The organism is Cognatiyoonia koreensis (genome assembly GCF_900109295.1).
Lineage (GTDB): Bacteria > Pseudomonadota > Alphaproteobacteria > Rhodobacterales > Rhodobacteraceae > Cognatiyoonia > Cognatiyoonia koreensis.
This window is the reverse complement of the sequence record NZ_FOIZ01000001.1, coordinates 902,126-915,811: the sequence shown is the minus strand read 5'-3', so window position 1 is coordinate 915,811 and position 13,686 is coordinate 902,126. Positions and strand designations below refer to the sequence as shown.

At 57.7% G+C, this 13,686-nt stretch carries 13 protein-coding genes and 1 tRNA gene; 2 read left to right on the top strand and 12 right to left on the bottom strand.

Annotated features, from left to right (window positions below):
* Window positions 1-23: 23 nt before the first annotated feature.
* From BMY44_RS04615 to BMY44_RS04600, 4 genes are all read right to left on the bottom strand, one after another.
* On the bottom strand, window positions 24-1,232 hold the full coding sequence (locus BMY44_RS04615) for a beta-ketoacyl-[acyl-carrier-protein] synthase family protein (RefSeq protein WP_089990834.1): 1,209 nt from the start codon (window positions 1,230-1,232) through the stop codon (window positions 24-26).
* Window positions 1,233-1,235: 3 nt separating this feature from the next.
* Entirely contained in the window at window positions 1,236-1,493 is a 258-nt protein-coding gene (locus tag BMY44_RS04610) for an acyl carrier protein (RefSeq protein WP_089990832.1), read from the bottom strand.
* Window positions 1,494-1,556: 63 nt separating this feature from the next.
* Complete coding sequence (locus tag BMY44_RS04605; protein ID WP_089990829.1) at window positions 1,557-2,594, bottom strand: UDP-3-O-(3-hydroxymyristoyl)glucosamine N-acyltransferase; 1,038 nt, start codon at window positions 2,592-2,594, stop codon at window positions 1,557-1,559.
* 29 nt (window positions 2,595-2,623) lie between these two features.
* Window positions 2,624-4,198: a L,D-transpeptidase family protein gene (locus tag BMY44_RS04600; RefSeq protein ID WP_242650480.1), complete on the bottom strand. Its 1,575-nt coding sequence runs from the start codon at window positions 4,196-4,198 to the stop codon at window positions 2,624-2,626.
* Between the two features lie 395 nt (window positions 4,199-4,593).
* Between BMY44_RS04600 and mepK the strand changes: the two genes are divergently transcribed.
* Window positions 4,594-5,163: a peptidoglycan L,D-endopeptidase MepK gene (gene mepK, locus BMY44_RS04595; protein ID WP_089990824.1), complete on the top strand. Its 570-nt coding sequence runs from the start codon at window positions 4,594-4,596 to the stop codon at window positions 5,161-5,163.
* Window positions 5,164-5,243: 80 nt separating this feature from the next.
* On the opposite strand, the gene BMY44_RS04590 is transcribed toward mepK, so the two are convergent.
* Window positions 5,244-5,320: transfer RNA gene (locus BMY44_RS04590), tRNA-Arg, on the bottom strand.
* 195 nt (window positions 5,321-5,515) lie between these two features.
* Here BMY44_RS04590 and BMY44_RS04585 point away from each other — a divergent pair.
* Window positions 5,516-6,985: a peroxidase family protein gene (locus BMY44_RS04585; RefSeq protein ID WP_089990822.1), complete on the top strand. Its 1,470-nt coding sequence runs from the start codon at window positions 5,516-5,518 to the stop codon at window positions 6,983-6,985.
* A gap of 54 nt (window positions 6,986-7,039) precedes the next feature.
* On the opposite strand, the gene BMY44_RS04580 is transcribed toward BMY44_RS04585, so the two are convergent.
* The 7 genes from BMY44_RS04580 to sufB form a co-directional block, all read right to left on the bottom strand.
* Window positions 7,040-8,260: a cysteine desulfurase gene (locus tag BMY44_RS04580; protein ID WP_089990819.1), complete on the bottom strand. Its 1,221-nt coding sequence runs from the start codon at window positions 8,258-8,260 to the stop codon at window positions 7,040-7,042.
* Entirely contained in the window at window positions 8,260-8,847 is a 588-nt protein-coding gene (locus tag BMY44_RS04575; protein WP_089990816.1) for a Yip1 family protein, read from the bottom strand. Before BMY44_RS04575 ends, BMY44_RS04580 begins: the two co-directional genes overlap by 1 nt.
* The gene (locus BMY44_RS04570; protein WP_089990814.1) at window positions 8,844-9,350 is read right to left on the bottom strand and encodes a YIP1 family protein; all 507 of its coding nucleotides are present in this window, start codon (window positions 9,348-9,350) and stop codon (window positions 8,844-8,846) included. Before BMY44_RS04570 ends, BMY44_RS04575 begins: the two co-directional genes overlap by 4 nt.
* Window positions 9,351-9,353: 3 nt before the next feature.
* Entirely contained in the window at window positions 9,354-10,634 is a 1,281-nt protein-coding gene (locus BMY44_RS04565; RefSeq protein ID WP_089990811.1) for a SufB/SufD family protein, read from the bottom strand.
* Window position 10,635: 1 nt separating this feature from the next.
* Complete coding sequence (sufC, locus tag BMY44_RS04560) at window positions 10,636-11,391, bottom strand: Fe-S cluster assembly ATPase SufC (protein WP_089990808.1); 756 nt, start codon at window positions 11,389-11,391, stop codon at window positions 10,636-10,638.
* 93 nt (window positions 11,392-11,484) lie between these two features.
* The gene (locus BMY44_RS04555; RefSeq protein WP_089990806.1) at window positions 11,485-12,039 is read right to left on the bottom strand and encodes a hypothetical protein; all 555 of its coding nucleotides are present in this window, start codon (window positions 12,037-12,039) and stop codon (window positions 11,485-11,487) included.
* Between the two features lie 117 nt (window positions 12,040-12,156).
* Window positions 12,157-13,680 carry a Fe-S cluster assembly protein SufB gene (gene sufB / locus BMY44_RS04550; protein ID WP_089990803.1) on the bottom strand — a complete coding sequence of 508 codons (1,524 nt, stop codon included), beginning with the start codon at window positions 13,678-13,680 and terminating at the stop codon, window positions 12,157-12,159.
* Window positions 13,681-13,686: the final 6 nt, after the last annotated feature.

Below are 13,686 nucleotides of genomic sequence, written 5' to 3'. Positions count from 1 at the left end.
CCATCTAGATGCGGGCGGCTTTTCTATGCCCGCTTCAGCGCAAGCACTGCGTTCAATCCGCCGAACGCAAAGGCGTTTGACAGCGTGACATCGACCTTTGCGTCTCGCGCTTCATTCGGGACGACGTCTAGCGCGCATTCCGGGTCCGGTTCTTCATAACCGATGGTTGGGGCAATGATCCCGTCGCGCAATGCCATAATACATGCGAGCAGTTCGACCGCACCCGTGCCACCAATCAGGTGCCCATGCATTGATTTCGTCGATGAGATCATCAGCTGATCCGCATGAGCGCCAAAGACATCCGCGACGGCGGCGCATTCCGTCTTGTCGTTGGCGGCGGTTCCTGTCCCGTGGGCGTTGATATAGCCCACGCTTTCCTTAGGGAGTTTCGCATCACGGATCGCCCCGGCAATAGCCCGCGCAGCCCCTTGTTTGGACGGCATCACGATGTCGGACGCGTCCGAGGACATGGCGAACCCGGCGACTTCGCAAAGGATGTTGGCACCGCGGGCTTTCGCGTGTTCAAAGTCCTCGAACACGAAAACGCCGGCACCTTCGCCCTGCACCATACCGTTGCGTGTTGCGCTGAACGGACGGCAGGCGTCTTTGGACATCACGCGCAGACCTTCCCACGCCTTGATCCCCCCGAAACACAGCATCGATTCAGAGCCACCCGTGATCATCACATCGGCCATACCGCAACGCACCATGTTGAAGGCCTGACCCATCGCATGATTGGACGACGCACAGGCGGTCGCGACAGTAAATGACGGCCCCCGCAGGTTCCATTCCATCGACACCTGACTGACGGCGGCGTTGTTCATCAGCTTGGGAACGATGAATGGATGCACGCGGTTCTTGCCCTCTTCATAGACGGCACGATAGTTCTCGTCTTGGGTATTCAAACCACCGCCGGACGTGCCAAGCACAACGCCAGAGCGATCAGCGAGCGGGCCGGTAAACGCAAGCCCAGCCTCGGCGATTGCCTCGCGGGCGGCCAGCAAGGTGAATTGTGTAAAGCGGTCATACAACGCAATCTGCTGGCGGTTGAAATGCGCGTACTCATCATAGTCGCGCACTTGGCCACCGATCTGGATCTGCAGCCGGTCAACATCACGGATATCCAACGGGCCGATACCGCAGCGTCCTTCGCGCATGGCCGCAAGTGTCGCTGGCACGTCACTGCCCAGCGGATTGATCGTACCCGCGCCTGTGATGACAACGCGGCGCATGTGCTAGGCCTGTTCTTTGACGAGCGTTTCGACCGCTTTGACGATGGATCCAACGGATGAAATGTCGAATTCACTTTCGCTTGGGTCATTGGCGTTGAAAGGCACGTTGATGTCGAACGCCTCTTCGATGGCGAAAATGCTTTCGACCAGCGCAAGACTGTCGATCCCCAATTCTTCGAGCGTATTGTCCAGCGCGATGTCTTCGGGTGTCAACAACGCCTGTTCCGCGATAATCGCGATGACCTTGTTCTGAATGCTCATGATTTACACTCTTTGCTTGCTGACCGCGATGTAGTCACTTTGGTCCCCGTTTGAAACCGCAAACTAGACGACCAGTTTGCGCAGCGCCTTTTGTGCAGCCCGAAAGGCGGGCATTTCGACAGCGGGATAGCCCATCATGAAACGCCCATCCTGCACGTCGGACAGAACGATCCCGGCACCCCCGACGACGACGTCCATGCCCAGACGGATGTTGTCCTTTACGCCGGACTTACCGCCAAGCACGCAACGATCCCCGATCACCGCAGATCCGGCCACGGCTGTTTGCGCGCACAACACGCATTCTTCGCCGACAATGACATTATGGCCGACCTGCACAAGGTTATCGATCTTGGTGCCGCGACCAACCCGTGTGGGCCGGATCGTGCCCGCATCGACCGTACTGTTCGCGCCGATATCGACATCGTCGCCAATCACCACGCTACCAAGAGAGTGGATCTTATGGCGTGTCGCATCCTGCGGCGGTGCCAGTGGCGTGCGCCCCGCGGTCGCAAAGGCGCGTTCTTCGTTGGACAGGTCAGCCGTGACAAAGGAAAACCCGTCAGCGCCGATCACGACGCCGGGTTGCAAGGCGACGCGGGCCCCGATCTGCACCCCCTGGCCGATCCGCACACCCGCTTCGATCTGGGTCTGCGCGCCGATGTGGCTGTTTGCATCGATGTTCACCTGCGGACCGATCCAGCAGCCCTCATCAATCTGCACGCCCGCCGCGATGATGGTGTAGGGCCCAACATGCACATTCTGGCCAATCGTTGCGGTCGCATGAATGATTGCTGTGGGATGAATACCTTCAAAGTTGACGGAGCGTGTGAATGCCGCCGTCAGCCCTGCCATCGCCAGTCGTGCACGTGGCACGACGATTGCAGCTTCAAGGCCGAGTGATGACCAGTCCGCGTCGGCCCAGACAACGGCGGCCCGCGCCTTGGTCGCAGCCAGCGCGTCGGCGTATTTCGGTGACATCGCAAGGGCAAGATCCCCAGTACCCGCCCCCTGGGGTTCTGCCAGCCGCTCTACCAAAAGATCAACGGCACCAAAGGCTTCTGCCCCCAGTGCCGCAGCAATATCTTTGACTGTCTGTGCCATCCGGCCCCCGGGATTATTCGGGGACAGGTTTAGCCCTGAAGTGCGTTCAGGACCACCCCTTCCCGTGCCAGCGCGTTCCAAATCCGCCCATCACGCCCATAAACGTCGCGACGGAACTGCAGGCTACCGGTCACGTTGGTAAATGCTGTGCGATAGACAAGGTGGACGGGTACGGGCGTGTCCAGATTGACGCGGGCTTCGCGCCCTGTGTTCAGCTGCGCTTGAAAGAACCCGACCGGATCGCTTTCCTGCACCGCAAGCAGCGCGTAAGCGAAATCGAACGGATCGTTCAAACGGATGCACCCGTGGCTATAGGCGCGGACTTCGCGGCTGAACAGGTTCTTGGCCGGCGTGTCGTGCAGATAGATGTTGTACTGGTTCGGGAACATGAACTTGACGAGTCCGAGCGCATTACGCTGGCTTGGCGGCTGGCGCATCGCATAAGGAAAGTTGCGCGCGTTGAAACGGCTGAAATCAACATTGGCGCGGTTCACTGTGCGACCACGGCTGTCGGTGATTTCAAGGTGACGCACGGAATTACGGTTGCGCTGCAACTGCGGCAGATATTCCTTGGTGATGATCGAACGCGGGACGTACCAGCTTGGATTGATCACCATGAATTCCATTTCGTCTGAGAACTCCGGCGACTGGCGATCACGATCACCTGCACCAATCACAGACCGCGTGCTGAAGGTGACGCGCCCATCATCCACGATCGAAGCAGAGAAATCGGCGAGGTTGACCCAGACGTGCCGGTCGCCCAGGGGGCGGTTCAACCAGCGCTCACGCTCCATCGCGACGACGATGGATTGTAGACGCGTGTTGAGCGACGTGTTGATTTCGCGCATCGTGCCGGGACCTGCTTCGCCATCCACAGCCAGCCCGTTGGCCTGCTGGAACTTCTGAACTGCGGCGACGATAGTCGCGTCATAGGTCTGGGTGGCCGTGCGGTCGAGAAAACCCATGGCGATCAGACGATTTCGCAACGCGACGACGGCGGGGCCGGATGATCCGATTTCCAACGCAGACGCTGATACCTGTGGGCCCCATCCGCCTTGTCGCACCAGCGACTCAAGGCGCAGTTTTTCCCGCATCAGGCGCGTGTATTCGGGTGACGATGGCGGCAAGGCACGCAAGTAACCTGCCGGATTGGCGGCAAGGAACCCTTCAAGCGTTTCCAGTCTGGACCGATAGGGCACTTCGCGTTTGATCAGGTTATCCACCTCGCGCGGCACAAGGACGCCCGTCTGCACGTCGCGGGCGTATTGCATGAAAAGCCGGGACAGTTCGACTTCCATCTGTCCCTGTTCGGCGGGCGTTCTGGCTGCGCGCAGCTGCGCCATGACCTGCGCCGGATCATATCGCGCTGTCGGAAGCCCGTGATTGCTCGCATCCGCAAAGGCCGTCAGCAGCGCATTGCGGCGCGCCTGATCTTCGGGTGATTGACCTGACCAGATGCCCTGAAATTCGCGTGCGCGATAAAACGCGGCAAGATCTTCGTCGCGCGCCGCAGCTTCGGCGACGGCCTGACGGAATGCTGTGACCTGCGCGGTGGCAGGTGTGCCTGCAGTGAAAAGAAGAACGAGGCCAGAAACAAAAGCCAAGACAAATGAAAACGATGTCCTTGCGGACAATGGGTACAAAGACGACAAGACGGTCTCCCGATAGGCTTGTTCTTATTGTTAGATGCACGGCAGCGCATACGCGAGTATTGGAAACCATACCAAAGGGCGCGCAAGGCTTTGTCTATTCACAATTTCCGTGATCAGCCAGACTGGCGCGCTTCCAATCTGAACCGTTGGCAAATCTGCCACACCATCGCGCGCGAAATGAAAATGCGCAGGATTTTGCCGATTTCTTGCCCCCAAGGACTTTTTGCCAAAGATGTCTTGGTCTGAAACTGATCATATGCCATAACGCAAATGCATCTGGGGATGAGATAGCAAAGCACGGTGTAAAACTGTGCATCAGATTGAGCGACGGGACAGGCGCTAGGCATATGAAAAAACGCGATTCATCGGGCTTTACCCGGCGTGGACTATTGGGCGCATTCGCCGCCACAGCAGTTACCGCCGCACCAACATTTGCAAATGCAGCAGGCTTCTTGCGCGGCGGTGGCGACATCCGGCGCATCAAGATGTACTCCGGTCGTACCGGGGAACGGCTGGACACGATCTACTGGATCGAAGGCCAGTACATCGGCGAAGCGCTGCGCGAGATCAACATCTTCATGCGCGACTGGCGAAACGGCAAAACAGTCAACATGGATACCCGCAACGTCGACATCATGGCCGCCTCTTTGCGCCTGATGGACACATCCGAACCCTATATGCTTTTGTCCGGCTACCGGTCTCCCGAGACGAACGCGATGCTGCGCAGCCGGTCATCGGGCGTTGCACGCAATTCGCTTCACATGCGCGGTCAGGCCGCTGACCTGCGGTTGTCCAGCCGGTCTGTAACGCAAATGGCGCGTGCCGCCGCATCCTGCGGTGCGGGTGGCGTTGGCCGGTATTCGGGGTCCAACTTTGTGCACATGGATTGCGGTCAGGTCCGCACCTGGGGCCGCTAAGCTTTCCAAAATGACGATGACGTATGATGCGGCGGGGAAACCCGCCGTTTTTTTTGTCTTGATCGGTAGGTGATCTGGAATGGCGGTCCGTAGAGGATTCGAACCTCTGGCCTCTGCCTTCGGAGGGCAGCGCTCTATCCAGCTGAGCTAACGGACCACGCCTTGCCTATACAAGCGTGGCACCTGCCCCGCAATCGAAAATCAGGGTCAGTGCCATTCCGGTGCCGGATGTTTTGCCGCGCGCCGCCCGCGGGTCGGGAAAACCCCACTTGAGGGATTGGTGACCTTTGCGTCAACCTGAGCCCACTTTCAAACGATCATTTTTACAGAATCCATTTTTCGGAGAAGACAGATGACCAAGATGCCCCACGGGATGTCCCGTCTCGACCTGTTTCTTAAAGAGTGCTTGAACCATCATGCGTTGAATGACGACCGGCCGTTGCCGGATACCTTCGGCTATCTTCTGGCCGCAAACCCGGTCACGGGAAACCTAAGCCACGCACATATCGTCAACGCCTTTGACGACCTTGTGGAATCCATGCGCGTGAACAAGGTAAAGCCCGGCACGGCCGACGCCGGAATGACCTTCCTGGGTCAATTCATTGACCATGACATCACACTGGATGCGACAAGTGCGATCGGCACCAAGATTGATCCACGCTCGATCCGCAATATCCGCACGCCCAACCTTGACCTTGATTGCGTCTATGGCGACGGCCCGGAAGCGTCACCCTATCTGTACGGCCAAGGAGATGCGCATGAATTCCTTTTGTTCGGCCGCGAAGACAACCCTTACGACCTAGCTCGCAATTGCAAGGGTCGCGCGCTGATCGGGGATTTTCGCAACGACGAGAATATCCTTGTCAGTCAGGTGCAGGGTGCGTTCGTTGCGCTGCACAACATCCTGATGACGCAGGCCAAGGAAAATGGCGATGCAGGTCATGACATCGCGAATTGTGCCGCGATGGGGATTCGGTCGGACGTCTGGCATGACAGCATCAACCCGGGTCTGCGCACCTTTGAAGAGGTCCGCCGCTTTATCCGACTGCATTACCAGTGGATCGTGCTGAACGAATTCCTGCCGGCCTTTGTTGATCAGCACGATATCGACCATGCGCTGTCCCATGACATCTTCCCGCACGGACCCATGATGCCGGCTGAATTCTCGGTCGCGGCGTATCGCTTTGGGCATGCCACGGTGCAGCACGAATACACGCTGCGCCACGGCGAGGCACCGCTGGATCTATTTGCATTGCGTGGCTTTGGTCCACGTGATCCGGGGGCCACGGTGGAAATGGCGCAATTCTTCGGGCCAAACGCGCAAAAGGCGCTGCCCGTAGGTACGGACATGGCAAACACCCTGTTCGAATTGCCCGATTTCATCGTGGGCAGCGGGCTGACATGGGGCGATCACCAGATTCCTCTTCCCCAGGCCAAAAAGCTCGCGCTGCGCAACATCCTGCGCGACCGCACGGCGATGCAGCTTCCGTCAGGCCAGCAAATGGCCCGCCATCTGGGCATACCGGAACTGACCGCACCCAAGGAACTGCGCGACAAGCACATCACCAAGACGCCGCTGTGGTTCTACTGCCTGCAAGAAGCGCAAGAGAGCGGCAAAGGCAAGCTGACCGGTGTCGGCGGCAAGATTGTTGCCTCTGTCTTTGCGCGTATTCTGAAAGAAGACTACGAAAGCGTCCTCCATGTGCCGGGCTTCACGCCATGGTCGGGATTTGGCGATACCTGTTCGATGGCCAACATCATGGCCTTCGTCGAAAAGCATCGCGACGATGTCAAATATCGCGAAGACCTGTTCTGCGGTTAAGCGTTCAACCTGTTGACAGAATGGCGGGACGGGCTTTGACCTGTCCCGTTGTTTCTAGCTGAAAAGTTCGTGGCAAAGTTCAAGTGCTTCGACCAGAACGTCCACTTCTTCCGTCGTGTTATACATCCCGAATGATGCACGGCATGTCGCCGGAACGCCCATGTGATCCATTAGCGGCATGGCGCAATGGCTGCCCGCCCTGACGGCGACGCCCTTTTTGTCCAGCACCGTGGAAATGTCATGTGCATGTGCGGCCCCTTCGAGCGTGAAGGAAAAGATAGCGCCTTTGCCCGCACTCTGGCCCTGCACCTGAACCCAGTTCAGCCCATCGAATTTGCTTTTCGTATAATCGCGCAATGACGCCTCGTGCGCCGCGATATTGTCGAGCCCGATATCCATCATGTAATCAAGCGCGACGCCCATGCCGATGGTTTGAACGATGCCAGGGGTGCCCGCCTCGAACTTCATTGGCGCGTCGTTATAATCGACACCGTCGCGGCGCACGTCCTTGATCATGTCGCCACCACCAAGGAAGGGGCGCATTTCGGCCATTCGCTCTGGCGAGACGTAAATCGCGCCGGACCCGGAGGGACCATAAAGCTTGTGGCCCGTAATCGCGTAAAAATCACACCCGATGTCACTGATATTCACGGGCATATGCACCGCAGATTGCGAACCATCCACAAGAACGGGAACGCCTTTGGCATGCGCACCTTCGGTGATTGCCTTTACATCGACGACCGTGCCCAGCACGTTCGACATGTGCGTGACGGCGACCAGCTTGGTCTTGGGGCCGATCGCGTCGATCACCTTTTGCGGATCAAGATCGCCATTGGTATCCACATCGACCCATTTGATCACGACGCCCTGCCGTTCGCGCAAGAAATGCCAAGGCACGATATTGGCGTGATGTTCCATGATCGACAGCACGATTTCATCGCCTGCCTCGAACCGGGGCATCGCCCAGCCGTAAGCGACCATGTTGATGCCTTCGGTCGTACCGGAATTAAGGATGATGCTGTCTTCGGAAGGCACGCCAAGGAAACGGGCAACCTTGCCGCGCACAGCCTCGTATTTCTCGGTGGCAAGATTGCTGAGGTAGTGCAGCCCGCGATGCACGTTTGCATATTCTTCGGCATAGCCGCGCGTGACCGCGTCAATCACGACCTGCGGTTTTTGCGCAGACGCACCGTTATCAAGATAGACCAGCGGTTTGCCATTCACTTCACGTGACAGGATCGGGAAATCGGACCGTATGTTCTGGACGTCGTACATCAAATGGCTCCTGACTGGACGGCGGCACCACCGATGACGGCGATGATCATGGCAAACCCGATTGCCACCCCAAGGCCGCTGATGACAACGGTGCCAAAGGCGGCCCAAAGACTATTGTAGCGGTGCAGCACGTCAATGAAGTGCAGTGTGACATAGAACACGATGATGCCACCGGCCAGTACAACGGCGGTATAAAGCCCGGGTGCGGCAATCAGCATCAGCAGCTGTAGCAGTTGCACCGGAATGCCGACGACCTGCAGCCAGATCACGACCAGCAGCGTATCCGAGAATTCCCCTTTGCCACCAAGCATTTGCCCGACAAAGTGCAGGCAGAACACCATCACGATATTCGTCACCGCGACAATCATCGTCGCAAGCATCGGTGTCTGAAGCATCGCGGCCGCAAGCGGGTCTTCCCCGACGAACCCGCCCATCGCGAAATTCAGGATTCCCGAAATGATCGCAACAATCGCAAACGCCGACCACAAGGCGTTGCGACTAAACTGCCATGACGTCAGCGCCTGTGCGATATCACGCGGGTTCGTGAATGACTGAAAAATCAGCTGTATCAGGGCGTTGAGTGTCATACGGGTTCTTTCTCGGCCTCGCGCAGGCAAAGGAACCCGATAACTGCAAAGGCCGCAAGCCAGATTGCACCCACCAGATCGGTCCCCGGACCCGGGCCAAGGAAACCGGCCATCAGCCCATAAAGCAGCAAGGCCGGCGTGGTTGCAAGGAGTGTCCAGAACAACGCCAGTCTGGCGGAGTACCAAGACCCTTTGCCCCCGAACAGCATCGCGATCATGTGGATGAATGCCGCCAAAACATACATGACCAACGGCCAGATCATGATCCACGCCAGAAATTCATAGGCCATCAGCTGCGTCAGCTCTGGCACCTCGACACCTTCCGGTACTTCAAATCCCGCAGCGCGCCGGGACAGGCGTGGCCATTGGGCGACGAAAATGATAAAACAGGCCGCCATCAGATAGGCGATGGCCCGATCCTCGCGCTGGCCCATGGCGAGCAGCTTGCGCATCACGACGCGCGGCTGCCGCCATGTACGGATCATGTCAGTGCTGACGGCCATGCCTTAGCTTCCGTGCCGGGACAACCATCCCTCAAGCCGGTTGCGCAGCTGGTCGGCAAGTTCCTGATCGTCGATCTCTTCCAGTGCCTCGGCAAGGAAGGCGATGGTCAACAGATTGACGGCTTGCTTGTGCGAAATGCCACGAGATTGCAGATAGAACAGCGCGTCTTCGTCAATCGCACCAGAGGTGGACCCGTGCGAACAGGCCACGTCGTCCGCATAGATCTCCAACTCGGGCTTGGCGAGGAAGACGCTGTCTTCATCCAGCAAAAGCGACTGGCTGATCTGATAGCCATCCGTCTTTTGCGCGCCTTCCTTCACAAGGATCTTGCCCTGAAACACACCGGTCGCGCCGTTGCGCAGCACTTTCTTGAACACCTGACGGCTTTCGCAATCGACGGCGTCATGTGTGACAAAGACGGTGTCATCGTGATGAAAATCAGCACCATCACCAAGGCACGCGCCAGCCACATGCGCGACCGCGTTATCACCAACAATATCGATCACCGTTTCGTTGCGCGTCAGTTTGCCGTTTACGGTCAGCGTGAAAGACTTGAACGTGGCTTCATCGGCCACGCGGGCAAAGCAATGTGTGATCGCGCGGCGCTCATGGTCGCGCCCTTGCGCGCGGACATGATGGAACGTGCCACCTTCCGCGATATCGACCTCTAGCGTCTTCGAGAAACGTGCCGCAGCCGGGCCGGTTTCAAGCAACGTGACCGTGGCACCGGCTTCGACTTTGACAAGGTTGTGCAATGCCGCATCCGAAGTGGTCTGCTGATGCAGATAGATCAGGTTGATCGGCTTGGATGCTTGACCGGTCACGCGGATCACGGCCCCGTTTGTGGCAAATGCCGTGTTCAACGCAGCAAGTGAGCGTTCAACCGGGACCTGACCGCGCACTTCGAGCGTACCGTACATGTCTTGCGCCCAGTGAATGTCAGCACTCAGCGCATCGGCCAGAAGACCGATTTCGACACCTTCGGCCGCCAGATCACTTGAAAGGCTCTCATCATAAACGCCGTCGACAAAAACGATCTTTACCCGGTCGATTTCATCGAAAAGTGGGCCTTCGTCGTTGTGAAACAAGGCCGCTTCAGGCGCGTCAGGTTGCACCAATGTCGCGGGATCGGTGTATTTCCAGTATTCGTCGCGTTTGTGCGGCAGGCCCATCGCAGAGACCCGTGCCAAGGCAGCTTGCCGGTTCGCATCACCGCCAGCGGGCAGGTCCATGACGGCCAGCCGCGCTTGGGTGGCGTCCGCTTTCAACTTGGGAAGAGCCATCTCAGGCAACCTCTGCCAGCAATGCGCCGTAGCCGTTGTTCTCAACTTCCAAGGCAAGGTCCGGACCACCGGACTTGATGATCTTGCCGTCGGCCATGATGTGCACGACGTCTGGTTGGATGTGGTCCAAAAGACGCTGGTAGTGCGTGATGACAAGGAATGAACGCCCTTCAGAGCGCAGTGCATTCACACCTTCCGCAACCAGTTTCATCGCATCCACATCAAGACCGGAATCCGTTTCGTCCAGAATGCACATCTTTGGTTCAAGCATCGCCATCTGCAAAATCTCGTTCCGCTTCTTTTCGCCGCCCGAGAAACCAACGTTCACGGGACGCTTGAGCATATCGGCGTCAATCTTGAGCGCCTTGGCCTTTTCGCGAACAACCTTGAGGAATTCACCAGCAGACAGTTCGTCTTCGCCGCGCGCCTTGCGCTGTGCGTTCACGGCTGTGCGCAGGAACGTCATGTTGCCGACACCGGGGATTTCGACAGGGTACTGAAACGCAAGAAACAGACCAGCGGCCGCGCGCTCTTCGGGTTCCATCTCGAGCAGGTCAGCACCTTCAAGAAGTGCCGAACCACCTGTCACCTTGTACCCGTCCTTGCCTGACAGCACGTAGGACAGCGTAGACTTGCCCGACCCGTTCGGACCCATGATCGCATGCACGGTGCCGGGTTCGATTCTCAGGTCAACGCCTTTGAGGATGGATTTCTCTTCTTCCTCAAGATCGACTTTCAAGCCTTTGATCTCTAACATGTATCTGCTCCTCGGGGTATTATGCGGAAATGACGAAAACCCCGCCGCGGCGCAAACCAGGCAGGGCAATGATGCTGTGACGTGTGAAGCTGTTTAAAGCGACGCGAGTTTTGGATTGTCGGGCAAGGCGAAGGTTTCGCCGCCGACGTAGATCGTGTTTGGCTGCGTGGCACTGCGCACTTCGTCCACGTAGGCCTGCGTGTAGACCTGGGCGAATTCGGCCGGATACATCCAGACCAGATTGTGCATGGCGACAGCCATCACGGCGATCCCCGCCGTTTGCGCCATCATGTGACGCATGGATTTCTGGTTGATCATCCCGCCCAGAACAAAGGCCATGACGGCAGCGATGCCGAAATCCATCAGCATGACGATATGTGCCGATGTCGGATCTTCCACGATGCCCGCAAGGTTGAATCGCCCGTATCGGGCCGCAGCCAAACAGGCCAGACCGACAATCAGCGCCATCAGAAGGCCAAAGAGCGTTGGTTTTGCGTGCTTGCCCTTGCCCAGAACGGCGGCCTTGGACACTCGCTTGGGAATGTTGATCCCCGATTCCGGGTCGCGATAGTAGATGTTGCGTGGGTCTTCGATGCGCTTGATCCGCGCGTTGAAAACCGACAGCTGCTCTTGCATGCGGTCCGACATGTGCCTGTGCCTCGTCCGTCATCGCCCCCGCGTTCGGATATGCAATCCGATCAAGGCCGAAGTGAGGCAGCGCCATGACGGCACCACGGCAGTTATGTCTTGTTGCGCAAATCATACTTAGCCGACGGATCCTTCCAGCGAAATCGCCACAAGCGCCTGCGCTTCCATCGCGAATTCCATTGGCAGTTCCTGCAGCACTTCCTTGCAGAACCCGTTGACGACAAGTGCGACCGCTTCCTCTTCATCCATGCCACGGCTGCGGCAATAGAACAGTTGGTCGTCATCCACCTTGGATGTTGTCGCTTCGTGTTCCACGCGCGACGAATTGTTGCGCACTTCAATGTAAGGCACTGTATGCGCACCGCATTTGTCGCCAATCAAAAGCGAGTCGCATTGCGTGTAGTTGCGCGATTCCTTGGCTTTTGGGTGCATCGACACAAGACCGCGATAGGTGTTCTGCGCCTTGCCCGCGCTGATCCCCTTGGAGACGATCCGGCTCTTGGTGTTCTTGCCCAGGTGCACCATCTTCGTGCCGGTGTCGGCCTGCTGCATGTTGTTGGCGATGGCGATCGAATAGAATTCGCCCTGGCTTTCGTTACCGCGCAGGATGCAGCTTGGATATTTCCATGTGACGGCAGAGCCGGTTTCGACCTGCGTCCATGACACCTTGGACCGATCACCCCGACAGTCAGCGCGCTTGGTCACGAAGTTATAGATGCCGCCATTGCCGTCTTCATCGCCCGGATACCAGTTCTGGACCGTGGAATATTTCACCTCGGCGTCTTCCTCGACGATGATTTCCACGACGGCTGCGTGCAACTGGGCCGTGTCGCGCTTGGGTGCGGTGCAGCCTTCAAGATAGGACACGTATGATCCTTTGGCCGCAATGATCAGTGTGCGTTCGAACTGCCCTGTGTTTTCAGCATTGATGCGGAAATAGGTGGACAGTTCCATCGGGCAGCGCACCCCTTCGGGCACATAGACGAACGACCCGTCCGAAAAGACCGCGCTGTTCAACGTCGCATAGAAGTTGTCAGACGGCGGCACGACGGTGCCAAGGTACTTTTTCACAAGGTCGGGGTGCTTTTCGATCGCCTCGGAGATCGAACAGAAGATGACGCCGGCCTTTTCAAGCTCTTTCTGAAAGGTCGTGCCGACGGATACGGAATCAAAGACCGCATCAACGGCGACCTTGCGACCTTCCGCTGGCATGTTTTCGGCCCCTTCGACGCCCGCCAGAATGGCCTGTTCCTTCAGCGGAATCCCAAGCTTCTTATAGGTTTCCAGCAGTTTGGGATCGACATCGTCCAGCGACTTGGGCTTTTCTTCCATGCTTTTCGGGCGCGCATAGTAATAGATGTCCTGAAAGTCGATGTCAGGATAGCTGACCATGGCCCAGGTCGGTTCTTCCATCTTTTCCCAGCGGTCAAAGGCCGACAGACGCCAATCTGTCATCCACTGGGGTTCCTTGTTCTTGCTGGAAATCAGCTTGACGATGTCGGGGTTCACGCCCTTGGGGGCGTATTCCATCTCGATCTCGGTGTTCCAGCCGTGTTTGTAGGTGCCGGAAAGTTCTTTTACCGCGTCAACGGTATCCTGATCGACACCATCTTTGACGTCCACATTGTCCAAAGCAGCCATATCTCT